Annotated in this window: 20 protein-coding genes; 8 read left to right on the plus strand and 12 right to left on the minus strand. The window is 74.1% G+C overall.

Annotated features, from left to right (window positions below):
* Positions 1 to 523 (minus strand): AMP-binding protein (locus tag LZ495_RS10780; protein WP_372498550.1); only part of this gene is annotated, 523 nt, incomplete at its 3' end.
* A 190-nt stretch (positions 524 to 713) separates the two neighbouring features.
* Between LZ495_RS10780 and LZ495_RS10785 the strand changes: the two genes are divergently transcribed.
* Positions 714 to 1,466 carry a Clp protease N-terminal domain-containing protein gene (locus LZ495_RS10785; protein WP_235051851.1) on the plus strand — a complete coding sequence of 251 codons (753 nt, stop codon included), beginning with the start codon at positions 714 to 716 and terminating at the stop codon, positions 1,464 to 1,466.
* A gap of 79 nt (positions 1,467 to 1,545) precedes the next feature.
* Here the strand turns inward: LZ495_RS10785 and LZ495_RS10790 are convergent, their stop codons facing one another.
* Positions 1,546 to 2,085 (minus strand): NUDIX domain-containing protein, encoded by a 540-nt coding sequence (locus LZ495_RS10790; protein WP_235051852.1) that lies wholly within the window; start codon positions 2,083 to 2,085, stop codon positions 1,546 to 1,548.
* Between the two features lie 138 nt (positions 2,086 to 2,223).
* Here LZ495_RS10790 and LZ495_RS10795 point away from each other — a divergent pair, with 138 nt between their 5' ends.
* Positions 2,224 to 3,030: a hypothetical protein gene (locus LZ495_RS10795; protein WP_235051853.1), complete on the plus strand. Its 807-nt coding sequence runs from the start codon at positions 2,224 to 2,226 to the stop codon at positions 3,028 to 3,030.
* A 151-nt stretch (positions 3,031 to 3,181) separates the two neighbouring features.
* Positions 3,182 to 4,420, plus strand: a complete 1,239-nt coding sequence (locus LZ495_RS10800) for an FAD-dependent monooxygenase (protein ID WP_235051854.1) — start codon at positions 3,182 to 3,184, stop codon at positions 4,418 to 4,420.
* A 26-nt stretch (positions 4,421 to 4,446) separates the two neighbouring features.
* Here the strand turns inward: LZ495_RS10800 and LZ495_RS10805 are convergent, their stop codons facing one another.
* The 3 genes from LZ495_RS10805 to LZ495_RS10815 are packed head-to-tail and all read right to left on the minus strand — an operon-like array spanning position 4,447 to position 5,776.
* Positions 4,447 to 4,980, minus strand: coding sequence for a hypothetical protein (locus tag LZ495_RS10805; protein WP_235051855.1), 534 nt, complete (start codon positions 4,978 to 4,980; stop codon positions 4,447 to 4,449).
* Positions 4,977 to 5,273, minus strand: coding sequence for an Ada metal-binding domain-containing protein (locus LZ495_RS10810; protein WP_235051856.1), 297 nt, complete (start codon positions 5,271 to 5,273; stop codon positions 4,977 to 4,979). The genes LZ495_RS10805 and LZ495_RS10810 overlap by 4 nt, the downstream gene beginning before the upstream one ends.
* Entirely contained in the window at positions 5,270 to 5,776 is a 507-nt protein-coding gene (locus LZ495_RS10815; RefSeq protein WP_235051857.1) for a methylated-DNA--[protein]-cysteine S-methyltransferase, read from the minus strand. The genes LZ495_RS10810 and LZ495_RS10815 overlap by 4 nt, the downstream gene beginning before the upstream one ends.
* Positions 5,777 to 5,945: 169 nt before the next feature.
* On the opposite strand from LZ495_RS10815, the gene LZ495_RS10820 reads away from it, so the two are divergent.
* A complete protein-coding gene (locus tag LZ495_RS10820) occupies positions 5,946 to 6,422 on the plus strand; it encodes a GNAT family N-acetyltransferase (RefSeq protein WP_235051858.1) in 477 nt (158 codons plus the stop codon).
* Here the strand turns inward: LZ495_RS10820 and LZ495_RS10825 are convergent.
* Entirely contained in the window at positions 6,402 to 6,896 is a 495-nt protein-coding gene (locus LZ495_RS10825) for a hypothetical protein (protein ID WP_235051859.1), read from the minus strand. The two genes, LZ495_RS10820 and LZ495_RS10825, sit on opposite strands and share 21 nt — an antisense overlap.
* A 133-nt stretch (positions 6,897 to 7,029) precedes the next feature.
* Here LZ495_RS10825 and LZ495_RS10830 point away from each other — a divergent pair, with 133 nt between their 5' ends.
* Entirely contained in the window at positions 7,030 to 8,175 is a 1,146-nt protein-coding gene (locus tag LZ495_RS10830; protein WP_235051860.1) for an FAS1-like dehydratase domain-containing protein, read from the plus strand.
* Positions 8,176 to 8,294: 119 nt separating this feature from the next.
* On the opposite strand, the gene LZ495_RS10835 is transcribed toward LZ495_RS10830, so the two are convergent.
* Together LZ495_RS10835 and LZ495_RS10840 are read right to left on the minus strand one after the other, a co-directional pair.
* On the minus strand, positions 8,295 to 8,516 hold the full coding sequence (locus tag LZ495_RS10835) for a hypothetical protein (RefSeq protein ID WP_235051861.1): 222 nt from the start codon (positions 8,514 to 8,516) through the stop codon (positions 8,295 to 8,297).
* Between the two features lie 511 nt (positions 8,517 to 9,027).
* Entirely contained in the window at positions 9,028 to 9,723 is a 696-nt protein-coding gene (locus LZ495_RS10840; protein WP_235051862.1) for a class I SAM-dependent methyltransferase, read from the minus strand.
* 252 nt (positions 9,724 to 9,975) lie between these two features.
* Between LZ495_RS10840 and LZ495_RS10845 the strand changes: the two genes are divergently transcribed.
* On the plus strand, positions 9,976 to 10,710 hold the full coding sequence (locus LZ495_RS10845) for an AAA family ATPase (protein ID WP_235051863.1): 735 nt from the start codon (positions 9,976 to 9,978) through the stop codon (positions 10,708 to 10,710).
* Between the two features lie 66 nt (positions 10,711 to 10,776).
* Positions 10,777 to 11,619: an SDR family NAD(P)-dependent oxidoreductase gene (locus tag LZ495_RS10850; RefSeq protein ID WP_235051864.1), complete on the plus strand. Its 843-nt coding sequence runs from the start codon at positions 10,777 to 10,779 to the stop codon at positions 11,617 to 11,619.
* 111 nt (positions 11,620 to 11,730) lie between these two features.
* On the opposite strand, the gene LZ495_RS10855 is transcribed toward LZ495_RS10850, so the two are convergent.
* Entirely contained in the window at positions 11,731 to 13,251 is a 1,521-nt protein-coding gene (locus LZ495_RS10855) for a CynX/NimT family MFS transporter (RefSeq protein ID WP_235051865.1), read from the minus strand.
* Positions 13,252 to 13,330: 79 nt separating this feature from the next.
* Between LZ495_RS10855 and LZ495_RS10860 the strand changes: the two genes are divergently transcribed.
* Entirely contained in the window at positions 13,331 to 13,990 is a 660-nt protein-coding gene (locus LZ495_RS10860; RefSeq protein ID WP_235051866.1) for a FadR/GntR family transcriptional regulator, read from the plus strand.
* Here LZ495_RS10860 and LZ495_RS10865 read toward each other — a convergent pair.
* The 3 genes from LZ495_RS10865 to LZ495_RS10875 form a co-directional block, all read right to left on the minus strand.
* Positions 13,972 to 14,319, minus strand: a complete 348-nt coding sequence (locus LZ495_RS10865) for a chorismate mutase (RefSeq protein WP_235051867.1) — start codon at positions 14,317 to 14,319, stop codon at positions 13,972 to 13,974. The two genes, LZ495_RS10860 and LZ495_RS10865, sit on opposite strands and share 19 nt — an antisense overlap.
* 31 nt (positions 14,320 to 14,350) lie before the next feature.
* Complete coding sequence (gene lysA, locus LZ495_RS10870) at positions 14,351 to 15,748, minus strand: diaminopimelate decarboxylase (RefSeq protein ID WP_235051868.1); 1,398 nt, start codon at positions 15,746 to 15,748, stop codon at positions 14,351 to 14,353.
* Between the two features lie 136 nt (positions 15,749 to 15,884).
* The gene (locus LZ495_RS10875; protein ID WP_235051869.1) at positions 15,885 to 16,514 is read right to left on the minus strand and encodes an SAV_915 family protein; all 630 of its coding nucleotides are present in this window, start codon (positions 16,512 to 16,514) and stop codon (positions 15,885 to 15,887) included.
* Positions 16,515 to 16,523: the final 9 nt, after the last annotated feature.

Here is a 16,523-nt window from a genome sequence, read left to right on the forward strand (position 1 = left end):
TGACCGCCCCCCCCGCCGCGGCGTCGTCGTCCTCGGCGGTGGCGACCGGCTCGGCCGCCGCGGCGCCGGCCAGCCACGCGGCGCCGTCGACGCCGGGGGCGCGGACGCCGGCGGGGGCGGCCGCCAGCGCGTCCGCGTAGACCCGGTCCGCCACCACGAGCGGGTCGTCGAGCCCGCCGATCAGGTCGTGCAATTGGGCAGGGGAGAGGCGGTAGTTGAGCGGGGTGAGCGGCAGCCCGGCGTGTGCGCACGCGAACAGCAGGGCCGGGAAGAGCGGTCCGTTGACGCCCACGTGGACCACGTGCCGGGCCTTCGCGGCCTGCAGCAGCCCGGCACCGCCGGCCGCGATCCGGGCCAGGTCGGCGTACGTGAGGGCGGCATCCCCGCCCGGCAGCCCGCCCGCCGGCCCGTCCGTCAGACGGTCAGGAGCCCCGCCCGGCCCGCGGCCCGCGGCGCGGCGTCCGACCGCGATGCGGTCCGGGTGCGCGGCAAGCGCCATGTCCAGCAGCATCCCGATGCCCACCGAGCCTCCTCGTGCCAGGGCGGCGGCCGGTCTTTCGGTATGCCGAAACCGGGATCCGGACCGGCCCTCCGGCGCCGCCCGAGAAGCGAACAGCCAGGCGCCGCACAGGTCAAGGGCCACACGAGGACTCGCCGCACCGAACGTCAACCCAAGGTTGACGAACGAGGGAGCGTCAACCTACGGTTGACGCATGGAGAACACCGAACCGCTCCAGATGCCGCAGCCCGTCCGCCTCGACGACCTGATCGAGGCCATCAAGAAGGCGCACAGCGACGCCCTCGACCAACTCACCGACGCGGTCATCGCCGCCGACCACCTCGGCGAGATCGCCGACCATCTGATCGGCCACTTCGTCGACCAGGCCCGCCGGTCCGGGGCCTCGTGGACCGAGATCGGCCGCAGCATGGGGGTCACCAAGCAGGCCGCGCAGAAGCGCTTCGTGCCCAAGGACCCCGGCGAGCCCACCACGCTCGACCCGAACCAGGGCTTCGGCCGGTTCACCCCGCGGGCCCGCAACGTCGTGGTCGCCGCCCAGGAAGAGGCCCGCACCGCGGGCAACGCCGAGATGCAGCCCGAGCACCTGCTCCTCGGCCTGCTCGCGGAACCCGAAGGGCTCGCCATGCTCGTGCTCGGCGCGCAGGGCGTGCGGGCCGCGGCGGTGCGCGCCGCGGTGGCACCCGTGCTGCCCGAGCCGGCCGCCGACGTGCCCGCGCTCATCCCCTACAACGGCCAGGCGAAGAAGGCGCTCGAACTCACCTTCCGCGAGGCGCTGCGGCTCGGCCACAACTACATCGGCACCGAGCACATCCTGCTCGCGCTGGTGGAACGCGAGGACGGCACCGGGGTCCTGGCCGGCCTCGGCGTCGACAAGGCGGAGGCCGAACGCACCATCGGCCGCCTGCTCGCCGCGACGACCGGGGAGGAACCGCCGGCCGCCGAGTGAACCCGGGCACCGCCGGACCGCCCGCCGGACGCCCCCGCCCGACCGCACCCGCGGCGAACCGCCCTGCGCCCGGGTGCGGTCAGGCGGCGCGGTCCGGCCGGTGCAAGTACAGCGCGTACGCCGCGAGACTGCCGCTGTCGAGCAGCCGCCCGCCTGTGATCATGCCGACGAACTCCGCCTCGGTGACGTGCCGGTGGACCATGTCGGCCTCGGTCTCCTCGCGCCGCGGCTCGCCCTCCTGCAAGTCCTCGGCGAGGAACACCTGCATGCCCTGCGTGGACATCCCGTGCGCCACGTCCAGCCGGCCCAGGTGCGTGATCCGCCCCGCGGTCAGCCCGGCCTCCTCGGCGAGTTCGGCGCGCGCCAGCGCCTCCGCGTCACCCGACGCCCCGGCCGGCCAGCCGCCCTGCGGGAAGCTCCACCGGCGCTCGCCGACCGGGTACCGGTGCTCCTGCACCATCCAGAACCCGGTCGGGGTACGCGGGATCACGAGCGCGAAGTCCGCCTTGTCGACGTACCCGTAGATACCGTGCGCGCCCGACGCGTGCACGACGCGGTCCTCGCGCACCGTCATCCAGTCGTTCGCGTATACGACCCTGCCGGAGAGCCTCTCGATCATGCGGTCCATCTTGCCGCCGCGGCGGCCGGAACGCCCGCAGCCCGGGGAAGCGGGTTGCCACGAGCACCGCCGCGGCCCTAGAACAAACAGCGCATACTGGACCGCGCCGCGGCTCCGCTCGCCGGGCAACTGGCCGCCGTGGCACCCCTGCGCCACCGCGAGCCGCTCCCGGGCACCGGCTGGCTTGCGGACGAACCCGCGGGCGCAGCGCCGGGCGACCGGCTCAGCCGCCGCTCCAGCGTCCTCTTCTCGCTGTACGCCCTCGGCCGGATCAGCGACTACCTGATCGAATGCGGCTCGCCCTGGCACGCCGGCTCCGCCCCGCACACCCGGCCCGACGTCCGCGAACTCGCCCTCCACACCGACTTCTTCGGCGCCCGCCTCGGCCTGGACGCGGTCGACGCCGGGCCGGACTTCTCGCCGTTCCACCACGAGATCGCCGCGGTCGTCCCGGACGAGGACGCCGAGGCCGTCGTCCTCGACGAAATCCTCTGGCCCGGATTCCGCTTCGGAGACCTCCTCTTCTGCCGGGCCGGCGTGCGGGTCCGCGCCCCGGCCCGGCTCCTGGACGCGCGCATCGCGACCACCTCGACCCTGCACTTCACCCACCGGCGCGGCGGCCGCGCCTGCGACGACCCGGGGCACGGCTGGGGCTCGAACTCGCAGTGGCGTACCGAGTTCGCCCGCTTCTACGACGACGCGGAGGGCCTGCACCTCAACTGGGACGGCGAGTACTACCTGGACGACGCGGCGGCCTCCGCAGCGCACGTCGACGAGTACACCCTGCCGCTCGACCGCCGCCGCGAACTCCTGGTGACCCGCTGCCACATGTCCGAGCCGCCGCCGGGCCTCGAAGGCTATCCGTACGCCGACCGCCTCAGCCTGCGCCGGAGCACCTGGCCGCTGGACCCGGCCGACATCCTCCCCGATCCCGGACTGCGCTGACCGGCGCTGGCCTGCGCTGACCGGCGGCGCCCGTGCCGGTCAGCGCCGGTCAGCGCCGGTCAGTGCGCGGTGCGGGCGCGGTCAGCGCACCCGGACAACCTCAAGACCGACACCGCGGCCCGGAGCCGCGCAAGGACTCGAGGAGCGCCCCATGACCACGACCACCGCCACGACCACCGCCACTTCCGCGGCCACCGCAGCCGCGCCCGGCCGCAACCGCCGCGTCCTCATCTCCGGCGCCGGCATCGGCGGCCCCGCCCTCGCGTACTGGCTGGACCGGTACGGCTTCACCGTCACCATCGTCGAGGCGAGCCCGCAACTGCGCCCGGGCGGCCAGGCGATCGACGTCCGCGGCCCGGCCCTCGACGTCGCCGCCCGGATGGGCGTCCTGGACCGGATCCGCGACCGCCGCGTCCGGATGCGCGGCATGAGCATGGTCGACGGCGACGGCAAGGAGCTCTTCAGCACCACCGAACGCACCATCACCGGCGGCGAGATCGACAGCCCCGACGTCGAGATCCTCCGCGACGACCTCTGCACGATCCTGGCGGAGGCGGCCGGACCCGGCATCGAGTACCTGTTCGGCGACTCCCTCACATCCGTGGAGCAGGACGAGACCGGCGTGCGCGTCGGCTTCCGCCACCACCCGGCCCGGACCTTCGACCTCGTCGTCGGCGCCGACGGACTGCACTCCAATACCCGCAAGCTGGTCTTCGGCCCCGAAGCCGACTACCTCGCCTACATGGGCACCTACCTGTCCGTCTGGACCATGCCGAACTACCTCGGCCTCGACCGGTGGCAGCTGTTCCACCAGGCCCCCGGCGGCACGTGGGGCGGCGGCGTCATGAGCGTGCGCGGCAACACCGAATGCCGGGTCTACATGGGCTTCGAGTCGGCCGACCTGCTCGCCTGCGACCACCGCGACACCGACGCGCTCAAGCGCGTGCTCGCCGACCGGCTCGGCGGCCAGGGCTGGGAACTCCCGCGCATGCTCGGGCACATGTGGGACGCCCCGGACTTCCATCTCGACGCCATGGCCCAGATCCGCATGGACAGCTGGTCGTCCGGCCGCGTCGTCCTCCTCGGCGATGCCGCGTATTGCGCGTCCCCGCTGTCCGGCCAGGGCACGACACTGGCCATCGCGGCCGCCTACGTCCTGGCCGGGGAGCTCAAGGCCGCCGACGGCGACCACATCGCGGCCTTCGCCGCGTACGAGGAGGAGATGCGCGAATACGTACGCCTGAACCAGGAACTGGCGTACACCAACAAGGCACGTGTTGAGGCCCAGGCGGCCGCCGAACTCGGCGAGGACACCGACCTGGACACCGCGGTACCGGACTTCCAGGAAGCCGGGGAGATCATCGCCTCGCTGGTCCTCAAGGACTACTGAGCCGCACGCGGTGCCCGAGGCCGGGCTCAGCGCACCACCCAGCCGCCCTCGACACGCCACAGCGTGCCGTCGGCGTCCGCCCCGCGCATGCCGTCCAACGTGCCCGCCCCGGCGAGGGCGACGGTACGCGGATCCGCGGCGGCCGCGAAGCCGAACGTCCGGCCCGGCTCCCATCCGGTGTCGCGCCGCAGCCGCCGGCTCAGCTGCGCCCAGCCCCGGCCCGCGGCGGCCACCACCCACGCGTCCGGCCCCGGCGCGGCGAAGCGCCGGGCCGGACGCAGCCACGAGGCGGCCTCCTCGGGCCAGTCCACGACGGCCGACACCATCCGGCCCGCGCCGGCCTGCCACGCCTCGACCAGCGCGTGCGCGGCCGCCGCCGATACCGCGTCCCGGCTGTGGCCCACGGCGATGTCCGCGGCGCCGACCTGCGGCGAGGCCAACAGGGCGACAAGCGCGGCAAGTTCGGCCTCCGTATGGGCCGTCGGCGGGTCCGGCGGGCCGAACGCGGCGGTCTCGCCGGGCGTCAACAGCGGCGACACCCGGTCGGCGAAATGCCTCACATCGATTCCTCTCGTCCCGACTTCCACCTGGCGTACAAGTCCGGCAGGCACACCGCGCAGGGGCGGTAGCCGGCCGCGCGGGCGGCGGCCTCGTCGGCGAAGAACACCCGCTCGCGGATGTACCCGCCGCGCGCGATCGCCCGCAGCGCGGACGGGCAGTCCAACCGCCCGAAGAGCCGCCCGCGCCGGTACCCGCCGAGCACCCCCGGCACTTCGCTCCGGTAGGGCCGCCCGTCGGGACCGGTCAAGGTGTAGCGGCGTACGGCAGCACCGGCCGCCGGCCCGCCGCTCATACCAGGGTGGGCTGCAGGGCGCCCTCGTGGACGAGGAGCCGGTGCTTGCGCTCGACGCCGCCCGCGTAGCCCCGCATCGTGCCGTCCGCGCCGATCACCCGGTGGCACGGGCGCACGATCAGCAGCGGGTTGGCGCCGATCGCGCCGCCGAGCGCCTGGACCCGCTCGCGCGGGAGCCCGAGCCGGGTGGCGAGCGCGCCGTAGGTGGTGGTCGTGCCGTACGGGATCTCCTCCAGGGCCCGCCAGGCCCGCACCTGGAAGTCCGAGCCCGGCGCGTCGAACGCGAGATCGAAGACCGTGCGCTCACCGGCGAAGTAGGCCTCCAACTGCTCGGCCGCCGCCGCGAACGCCGCCGGGGCGCGACGCCACGAGGCCTGCGGCACCGGGGCGTTCTTGGCACCCGGAGTGGACACCGAGGTCAGCACGGTGCCGCCGGCTGCGTCCCTCCCGACGAGCAGCAGCTCGCCGACCGGGCTGGGAACCGACGTGTGGACGGTGGTCATGGTGGTCGCCTCTTTCCGTTCGCGTGCGCTGTCGTCCTTGCCCTGTCGAGCATGCGCCCGCGAGCTCTGCACCACCGGCGGAAAACGGACGCCTCGCTGCACGGCCGCAGGCCGGGCGGACGCTCCGGCGCAGGTCGGGCCGCCAGGCCGGCCTGGTTAGGGTGCTCTCATGACCGGCACCCTCCGCCTCGACGAGATCACTCGGGCCAACATCGACGCCGCCCTCGCCATCCGGGTCCGCGCCGACCAGGAGGAGTACGTCTCGCCGGTGGTGAAGTCGCTCGCCGAGGCGTACGTCCACCCCGGTGTCGCCTGGCCGCGCCTGATCCTCGACGGCGACCGGCCGGTCGGCTTCCTCATGGCCTTCCTCGGCATCGACTTCGCCGGCGACGGCACCGGCCGCGACATCCGCTCCGGCCTGTGGCGCCTCAACATCGCGGCCGGCGAACAAGGCCGCGGGTACGGGCGCTTCGCGGTGGCGAGCGTGGCCGACGAGATCCGCCGCCGAGGCGGCAGCACCCTCACCACCACGTGGCACCCGGGCCCCGACGGCCCGGAGCGCTTCTGCCTGCGTTTGGGCTTCCGCCCCACCGGCGAGCAGAGCGGCGGCGAAACGGTCGGCGAACTACCCCTCGCCGAATCCTGACCCACGGCACCACCCGGCGCGGAGCCTCCGGTACGCGGCCCGCAGCGCGCGGACCTCGAACTCCGGGAACGGACGCCCCCACGCAGTGCCGTACCCCTCGGAACCGTACGCGTCGGCTACCTGGTCGAAGCCGCGGAGCACGCCACGTGCCAGTGCCGCGACCGTGTAGGTGCCCTCCCACAGCACCTGACTCACCGGCGCGGCGGCGTGCCCGTCGTCGACCCCGACCAGACGGACCGTCACGCAATCACCATCGCGCGTGAAGTACCAGATGGTGCCGCCGGGCTCGGCCGCGAACCACGCACGTGCCTCGCGGGCGCCTTGCGCGATCCGGCTCACCGCGAGGAGGAGTTCCTCCGGTGCAGGTGCGATGAAGGACGCGGTCACGGCGACACTGTTGCCCACAGCCGCGTCGCCGATCGTGCATCGCGCCCAGCCTCGGCCGGTGAGCTCCCAGCGGAAACGCGGCCCCATGCGGCGATCATGCTGCCCCTCGTCCCTCGCGCGGTACCCATTTCTCTGCACAGCTGTAAACCTTGCTTGCGTCAAGTAAGTGGGTAGGGTGTGCGGCGTGACCGATGATCGTCGCGAAGGTGAGGGGCGGGGGATGACGACCGAAGCGCTGCAGGACGCCACGGGCGGTACGGACGACACGGCCGAGCTCGACGCGCAGCTCCAGGACTGCGTCGCGCAGGGGACCGTGACGCCCACGCGGGCCCGGTACGCCGTCAACGCGCCCATGCTCGACATGTGGGCCGACGCGCACGGCGACCCCAACCGCGTCTACCGCGAAGCCGCCGCGGCCGAGGCCGCCGGCCGGTCCGGGGTGATCGCCCCGCCGACCATGATCCAGGCCTGGACCATGCCGCAACTCCCGGCGCTGGCAGCCACGTTGTCGCAGGTTCCCGGGTACGCGCCGTACCTGGGCCCGAACGGCGACGAGACCGGGGAAGCCAAAGAGACCGCGCCGCCGAACCCCGCGGCCGCTGTGCACCGCCTGCTCACCGCGCACGGCTACGCGGCTCGCGCCGCGACGCACTGCCGCCAGGAGTACCACCGCGAAGCCGAGCTCGGGGACCACCTCGTCTGCGAGACCGTGCTCAGCAGCGTGTCGCCGCGCAAGAAGACCGCCCTGGGCGCCGGGTACTTCGTCACCACGCGCATGACCTTCCGCGACCAGCTCGACCGCGACGTCGCCACGGTCGACTGGACGGTGCTGTGCTTCCGCACCCCGCCGGCACCCGCCCCGACCGCGTCCGCATCCGACGCCGCGCCGGCCGCACAGCCGGCCGCCGCGCAGGCCGAGCCCGCCGCCCCGACGCCCGCCTCGGGGCGGTCCTGCCGCCCGCTCGCGAAGGCCCCGCAGGTCGGCGACCGCACGCCGGTCACCACGATCCCGATCACGCCCACCTTCGTGATCGCCACCGCGTTCGCCACCCAGGACTTCTACGCCGCGCACCACGATGCCGACTGGACCCGCGGATCGCTCGGGCGCACCGGCATCTTCACCAACATCCTCTCCACCACCGCCCTCGTCGGCGGCGTCGTCACCGACTGGGGCGGCCCGGCCGCCCGGCTCCTCGAGGTCGACCTGCGGCTCCTCGCCCCGAACCACACCGGCGACACGCTCACGCTGGAAGGCGAGGTGACCGCCGTCGACGGCGACGTGGCCACGCTGAGCGTGAAGGGCCTCAACTCCCTCGGCCCGCACGTCCTCGCCACCGCGAAGGCGCGCATCCCGGTCCAGGACTGACCGGCGTACGGGAGAACCCGCGGGCGGGAGAACCGCGTACCGGAGAACCCGCGGGCGGGTGCGTCACGCCCGCGGGCAGCCCGCGCGACCGCCGACCGCCTCGGGGCGGCCGCCCGCGATCAGGCGGCCCGGTGGAAGTTTCCGGTGCTCCACCGGCTGCCGCTTCCGGCGCCCTGCGCACCGGCGGGCGGCGCACCGGCCGACTTCGCCGCCGCGGCCGCCGCACGCCGGAGGCGCCGGGCCTCGCGGCGGTCCCGGAGCAGCCGGGACACGAGCCGCTCCTGCGCGGCCCGGCGGTGCAGCTCCTGCTGGCGGGCCTGGGCGATCTCGTACGGAAGCATGTGTCCGGTCCCCTCGAAGCGTCTCCGCCCGGCGGCCTTTCCGCCTCGCGGTCCCGGTCTCCCGGTGTGCTTCAAGGTTCGCGTCCCAGGTGCGGGCCGGGCATCGTACGGATGCCCCATCCCGCAGGAGCACCAACGCCTTTGCCCTGCGGGGCCGCACACCTAAGGGGGCCCCGGCAGATCTAAGACCTGCCTAAGGGCCCCGCGGTGTCATCAGGGGGGTGGTGCCGGTGCTCGGGCAACTCCGGGCGCCGGCGGCCGTTCTCAGGCCTCACACCCGGGTGCCGCAATTGCGGCAGACCCATTTGTGTTGTCCGTTGGTCTCGCGCTTCCAGTCGTGGGGGCCTTGGTTGTTCCGCGAGCAGGACATCTGTCGCTCCTTACGCCCGGCCGGGGCACTCGCCATGGCTTGGTGCATGTGCTTTCCCAGTGGAACGCAGTACCCCTGCCATATGGTTGCCCGCGCTCCACTTCACTTAGACAAAAGTGCACGCGGCGCGGCGCTGTTTCGTCACACGGCCGAGCCGTAACGTGCTGCCGCGATCGCGGTGAACCACGTCAGGTCGGGGGAGAGGTGGCGGCCGAACGCCAGGCCCGCGGAGGCGAGATCCGCGGCCAGTTCCTCCGCATCCACCGGATACCGGCTGAACTCGTGCGTCCACGTCAGGTCGCCGACGTGGTAGTCGACCACCACCTCGACCTGCGGTCCCGGGCGGCGCACCTCGCGCACCACGCGGCGGATGCCGTCGTGCTCCAGGGCGTCCGGGGTGACCGTGGCGAACCAGTCCGGATTCGTCTGCTGGACCACCACGACGCCGCCCGGCGCGAGGTGCCGGCGGCATGCGGCGAGGAACGCGCGCCGCTGCGCGGGCTCCGCATTGACCATGGTGCTGGCCAGCAGGACCGCATCGAACGCGCGGCCCAGGTCCGCGGATTCGATCCGCGCGCAGGCGGTCGGCAGATCGTCCGCACGGGCCAGCATCGCCGCGGACTCGTCGACCCCGAACACCGGATGCCCGAGCGCGGCGAGCGGCCGCAGGATGCGGCCCGTGCCGCAGCCCAGTTCGAGGACGGACGCGCCCGGCGGCACCGCGGCGTGCACGATCTCCGGTTCGCCCATCGGGGGCAGGCGGCTGTAGAACTCGACCGCGCAGCCGTCCGGGGTGATGGCGCCGGGGCCGCTGCCGGTGTGCGGACTGGTGTTCATCGGCTTCTCCTTCGGTCCGGGATCCAACATCCAGAGTGCGCCATCAGGTCGTGAAGCGATCGGTATCGACACTCGCGCGGACAACTGCTGTCGTACCTTGCCGCCATGATGTGCCCGCTGTCGCACGAAAGGTCAACTCGGTTGCGCAGTACGGGCCTCTGTGCGGTTTCATGGCGGAAGGCGCGACGATGTCCGGCCGCCGCCGCATCGTGGACGGAGCCGGATCCCGGCCGCCGGAACCAAGGAGTGGACGTGCGCGACAGCACCGGGTCCGCGTACCCCACCGCGCTGCGGCCGACCGGGCTGCACGACCTGCGCACCGGCCCGGCGCCCGAGCAAATCGTCTATGGTGCAAGTGACTTGGTGGTCCTGGCCGGCCTGCCCGGGGCGGGCAAGAGCACGCTCATGGCGCGCTGCGCGAGGGCCCGTACCATCGACTCCCAGCACGTCCGCGAGCGGTTCCAGCTGCGCCTGCCGTGGTGGGTGCCGTACCCGGTCATCCGGCCGCTGGTCCGGATCACGCACTACCTGCGCCTGTACGCCGCGCTGCGTGCCCGCGGGCCGCTCGTGGTCCACGACTGCGGCACGGTCCCCCTGGTGCGGACCTGGCTCGCCGCCACCGCGCGGCGCCAAGGGCGAGACGTGCACCTGCTGTTCATCGACGCCCGGACGGACGAGGCGCGGGCGGGCCAGCAGGCGCGGTCCCGCTGCGTTCCGCCGCGCGACTTCGCCCGGCACTGCGCGGTCGCGCGCCGCACCCTCGACGCACTGGCGGCGGCCGCCGCGCCGCCGCCCGGCTGGAAGTCCGCGGTCGTCCTGGACCGCCCGGCGGCCGGCCGCCTGCGCGACCTGTCATTCGCCGCCGAGCCGGGGCTTGGCATCCGCTCGGCGGCCCGCCCGGGGCCGCCGGTCCCGCCCGTGCCGCCGGGCCCGCGGCAGAGTCCGGACGGTACGCGACGCACCCCGCATCCCCATGGCACTATTTGAGGCCAAACGATCAGCGGTGCGGTGCCTGCCGAGCCGCTGCGGCCACGTGGTCAAAGGGGAACCGGCATGCACTCCGGCACGAGCCTCGACGGCAAGGCCGTCATCGTCACCGGCGGCGGCAGCGGAGTCGGCGCGGCCGTCGCCGCGACCGCCCGCGCCGCGGGCGCACACGTCGTCGTCACCGGCCGGCGCGCCGACGCCCTGGACGCCGTCGCCAAGCGCACCGGTGCCGTCGCGTACCCCGGCGACGTCACCGACCCCGCCCACGTCGCCCGCCTCGTGGAAACCGCGCTGGAGCACACGGGCCGCATCGACGGCGTGGTGGCGAACGCCGGCACCATGCGCCCCGGCAGCGTGGTCGACCTCTCGGTCGAGGACTGGGACACCACGCTGGCCACCAACCTCACCTCGGTCTTCCTCCTCGCCCGCGCCGCGGTGCCGCATCTGGCCGCCGCCCGAGGAGCGTTCGTGTCGGTGAGCTCCATCGCCGGGCTGCGGGCCTCCTCGGGCGCCGCCGCGTACGCGGCCTCCAAGGCCGGGATGACCATGCTCACCCAGAGCATCGCCGCCGACTTCGGGCCGCTCGGCGTACGCGCGAACGTCGTGTGTCCGGGCTGGGTGCGCACCGAGATGGCCGACGAGGAGATGCGCGTCTTCGGCGAACCCGACGGCCTCGCGCTCGACGCCGCCTACGACGAGGTCACCCGGCTGACCCCGATGCGCCGCCCGGGCACCGCGGACGAGATCGCCGCCGCGGTGGCCTGGCTGCTGTCCGCCGAATCCGGCTACGTCAACGGGGCCGTGCTCACCGTCGACGGCGGCACGAGCATCGTCGACCCGGGCACCGTCCCCTTCGACTTCCGCATCAGGCCGCGCACCGCGGAAGGGGACCCGGCCGGCACGCCCTGAGTTTCCGAGGCGGGCCCGGGCGACGCCGGCGGCCTCGGACGGACGCGGACGGATGCGGACAGCCTCGGACAGCCTTGGACAGCCACGGAAGAGCCGCCGGAGACAGGCGGATCAGTCCGCGGCCGCGACCGGCCGCATCCGGCGGCCGCCGCCCGCTGCCTCGTCCTCGATGTGCCGGTTGCGCCCGGCCCGGATGCCGAACAGGATCTGCGGCACCATCAGCGCCGCCATCAGCGCGATCGGCAGCCCCCAGCTGCCACTGCGCTGGTAGAGCACGCCGACCAGCAGCGGCCCGGGGATCGAGATCAGATAGCCGGTGCTCTGCGCGAACGCGGAGAGCTTGACCATGCCGGCCGCCGACCGGGCGCGCAGCCCGATCATCGTGATCGCCAGCGGGAACGCGCAGTTCGACACGCCGAGCAGGAACGCCCAGGCCCAAGCCCCGGCAGCCGGTGCGAGTAGCAGACCCGCGTACCCGGCGAGCCCGAACGCGCCGAGCCCGGCCACCAGCACGCCCTGGTTCGGCAGCCGGCTCGCGAGCCGCGGTATGACGAACGCGAGCGGCACGCCCATCACCATCGTCAGGGCCAGCAGCAGGCCGGCCTGCCCGGCCGAGACGCCCGCGTCCCGGAAGATCTGCGGCATCCAGCCCATCGTGATGTACGCCGAAGTGGCCTGGAAGCCGAAGTAGCAGGCCAGTGCCCAGGCGGTACGGCTGCGCAGGACGTTCGGCCCGAGGTCCCCGCCGTCCGCGCGACGGCCCGCGCGGCGTTCCGGGCGGCGCTCGGCGCGGCCGCCGGACTTCGCGGCCCGGCTGCCCTGGTCCGTACCCGCGCCGCGCCGCCGCGTCTCGCGGGCGATCGGCAGCCACGGCACCACCGCGACCGCGGCCAAGACCGCCCACAGCCCCAGCCCGGCCCGCCAATTGCCGCCCATCGCGCCGGTCATCGGCACCGTCACGGCGGCCGCCGCCGACGTGCCCAGCGCCATCGCCATCGAGTACAGGCCGGTCATGCTGCCGACCCGGTCCGGGAACCAGCGCTTGACGATCACCGGCAGCAGCACGTTGGTCAGCGCGATCCCGGCCAGGGTCAGCGCACTTGCCGCGAGGAACACCGCGGTCCCGTCCGCGAACGGCCGGACCGCCAGGCCCGCGGTGATCGCCGCCATGCCCGCGCACACCACCGCGGCCGGACCGAACCGCCGGGCCAGCCGCGGCGCGGCGACGCCGAAGATCGCGAAGCACAGGGGCGGGACCGAGGTGAGCACGCCCGCGACCGAGCCGCTCATGCCGAGCCCGTCCCGGGTCTCCTCCAGGAGCGCGCCCAGGCTGGTGATCGCCGGACGCAGGTTCAGCGCGGCGAGCACGATGCCGACCGTCAGCAGCGGCGCGAACCACGACGGGCGCACCGGCTCGGCGTCCGCGGCCTGCACCGGGGTCTGAATCGAGGCCTGCCCCGGCCCAGCTGCGGCATCCCCGGCCGCACCGCCCGATCTGGCGTTCGCCGGCCGATCCGGGCGGACGGCCGTCGCCGGGCCCGCCTCGCGCCGGTCGCGCGTCTCGCGCGCGTCGTCCGCCCGCGCGTCCGGCTCGGGGACGCGGCGTATCGCGGGGCTTTCATGCTCGGACATAGCGACCATCATAGAATCATGGGATGATTGGTTGTCCAATTCGGTCCTGCTTGGGCCACTGCCGCCCCGAAGGAGCGCTATGCCCCTGACCTCTCCGCAGCGGTCCGTGCTCGCCGACCAGGTCGCGGCACAACTGCGCGCGCAGATCACCTCGGGTGAGTGGCCGGTCGGATCGCGCATCCCCACTGAACCCGAGCTCGTCGACCAGCTCGGCGTCGCCCGCAACACGGTCCGCGAGGCCGTGCGCGCGCTCGCGCACACCGGCCTCCTCGACATCCGCCAGGGCTCCGGCACATACGTCATCGCCACCAGCGAGCTGTCCGGCGTCATGCAGCGCCGCTTCGCGGCCGCCGACCCGCGGCACGTCGCCGAGGTCCGCGCCACCCTCGAATCCACCGCGGCCCGGCTCGCCGCTGTCCGCCGCACCGACAAGGACATGGCCCAGCTCGACGCCTTGCTGGCCCGCCGCAGCGAAGCCTGGGCCACCGGCGACGCGGAGACCTTCGTGGCCGCCGACGCCGGCTTCCACATGGCCGTGGTCGCCGCCGCCCACAACGACGTGCTCGGCGAGCTCTACGCCGACCTCGGCGCCCTGCTCCGCGACTGGCTGCGCGACGACGTCGGCACCGACCTCGGCCAGGACGAGCCGATGGACCACGCCCGCCTGGTCGAGGCCATCCGCACCGGCGACGCCGACCTGGCCGCCGCCGAAGCGGCGAGTTACCCGTACGGCTGCTGAGTCGCCTGCCCGGTCGCCCGCTCGACTGCCTGCCCGGTTGCCTGCCGGTCCAGGTGCTCGGTCAGTTCGAGGTCGATGAACGCGGCGATCATCGCGCGCCAGACCGCCTCCGCCACCTCCGGCGACAGGCCGGCCTCGGCCGCCTTGCCGCGCGCGGCCGCGACGACGCGCTCGACGCGGTCGGGCGCGCGCACCGCCTGCTCGTCCTTCTTGAAGGCCGCGGCGGCGCGGACCAGCGCCTCGCGGCGGGCCAGCAGGCCGACCAGGTCGGCGTCGAGCGCATCGATGCGGCTGCGGACTTCGGCAAGGGACTGCGGCGCGTCGGACATGCGCCCGAGCCTATGAGGCGCGCCGGGCGCGTCAGTCGCCGAGGGGTACGTCGCGGGCCAGCAGGTCCGCGGTCGTCTCGCGGCGCACGATGACGCGCGCGCGTCCGTCCCGCACGGCGACGACCGGCGGCCGCCCGACCATGTTGTAGGTCGACGCCATCGCCATCTGGTACGCACCCGCGGCCGGCGCCGCCAGAAGGTCGCCAGGCCGTACGTCATCCGGGAGTTCGACGTCCGGGGCCAGGATGTCGCCGGCCTCGCAGAAGCGCCCTACGACGGTCACCGTCCGGGTGGTACGCGCCCCGGCCCGGCCGATGAGGCGCAGCTCGGGGCGGGCACCGTAGAGGGCCGGCCGCGGGTTGTCGTTCATGCCGCCGTCCACGGCCACGAACGTCCGGTCCCCGGTGCGCTTCACGACCAGCACGCGGTAGACCGCGACGCCCGCCGGGCCGATCAGCGCCCGCCCGGGCTCCACGATCAGCTGCGGCCCGGGAAGGCCGACCGCCGCGTAGGCGCGGACCAGATGCCGCATCACGTCGTCCGCGAACTCGGCAGGATCCAGGGCATGTTCGCCGCTCCGGTAGGCGATCCCGTGGCCGCCGCCCAGATCCAGCTCGGGCAGCACCACGCCATGCCGGTCGCGGACCCGCGCAGCGAGTGCGGCCATGCGGGGGAGCGCCGCGAGGAACGGCCGCACCGAGGTGATCTGCGACCCGAGATGGCAGTGCAGGCCAACGAGTTCGAGACGCGGCTGGTCCAGCACCCGGGCGATCGCGTCTTCTGCGGCGCCGTGCTCGATCGACAACCCGAACTTCTGGTCCGCGGTACCGGTACGGATCGCCTTGTGCGCGCCCGCCTCGACGCCGGGGATCACCCGGATCAGCACCGCCTGCCGGTCGTGTGCCGGGACGAGCGCCGCCAGCCGGGCCACCTCGGCCACGTTGTCCAGCACGATCCGCCCCACCCCGAAACGCAGCGCGGCGCGCAGCTCGTCCGGCGTCTTGGCATTGCCGTGCAGGATCATCCGCTCGGCCGGGAACCCCGCGGCCGCGGCCACTTCGAGCTCGCCCAGCGAGCATACGTCCAGATGCAGCCCCTCCTCGCGCACCCACGCGGCCACCGCCCGGCTGAGGAACGCCTTGCCGGCATAGGCCACATGCGCCTGCGGCAGCGCCCGGCGGTACGCCCGGCAGCGGTCCCGGAACTCGCCTTCGTCGAGCACGTAGAGCGGAGTACCGAAACGCTCGGCGAGGTCGGAGAGGCGGAGACCGGCGACGGTCACTTCGCCGTCGGCGGCGTCCGGACGGGCACGCGCGGACCAGACGGCGTCCGCAGGCCCGCGCGGACCGGTCGGGCGCGGACGGACAGAAGAGCCGGGGACGAGGGCGGGGACGGGGACGGCAGGGAGGGTGGTGGTCAGGTCGGTCATGGCGATTCTCCCCAAGGGGACGGAGCAGGCAGCCGAGATGGTCGGTACCGGGAGTGCAGGCGCGCAGGCGCGCGGGTGTACGGGTGTACGGGTGTACGGGTGCGCGGGGGGTACGGGGGTACGGGCGCAGCCGGGACTAGATCCGGTCGTTCCGCGGGATGTGCCGCATGCAGGCGGGCAGGTCGGCGGCGTCGTCCGCATCCGCATCCGCATCCGGCTCGGGCACCGCATCCGCATCCGGCCCGGGGACCGCATCCGCTTCCGGCTCGGGGACGCCCACCGCGGAACCCGCCACGGGGGCCGCGCTCAGCCGCGGATCGCGGACCACGACGTCGACCCCGAGCCCGGCGAGCGTCTCGCGCAGGCAGGTCTCCGCCATGACGGTCCACTCCTGCCCGCTCCCGAGCACCGCGCGCAGCTGCGCCGCCGAGGTGAACCCCACCCCTACGCGCGTGCCCAGCGCGTCCTTGAACAGCCGCAGCACCTCGATGCCGGACGGCGTGCTGCGCACCGGGACGAAGACGCGCTGCGGCATCTGCACCCAAGGGCGCTGTGCGTCGGGGTGCGATCGGCGCAGCCAGGGCAGTTCCGCAGCCGCTTCGTCGCGGTGCAGCACGGCCCGGCTGCGCGGGCGTTCGTCGGGGTCCTCGCCACGCGACGGAGCATTCTCGGTCACGAACACGGCTGCCTCCACGGTCTTCACGTTCTCGCGGGCCGCTCGTTCGCGACCCGTCTCCGACGCTAGGCGCGGTTCGTGCGCGGACACGGGGGACGG

It is taken from the genome of Yinghuangia soli (assembly GCF_021502675.1).
GTDB classification, from domain to species: domain Bacteria; phylum Actinomycetota; class Actinomycetes; order Streptomycetales; family Streptomycetaceae; genus Yinghuangia; species Yinghuangia soli.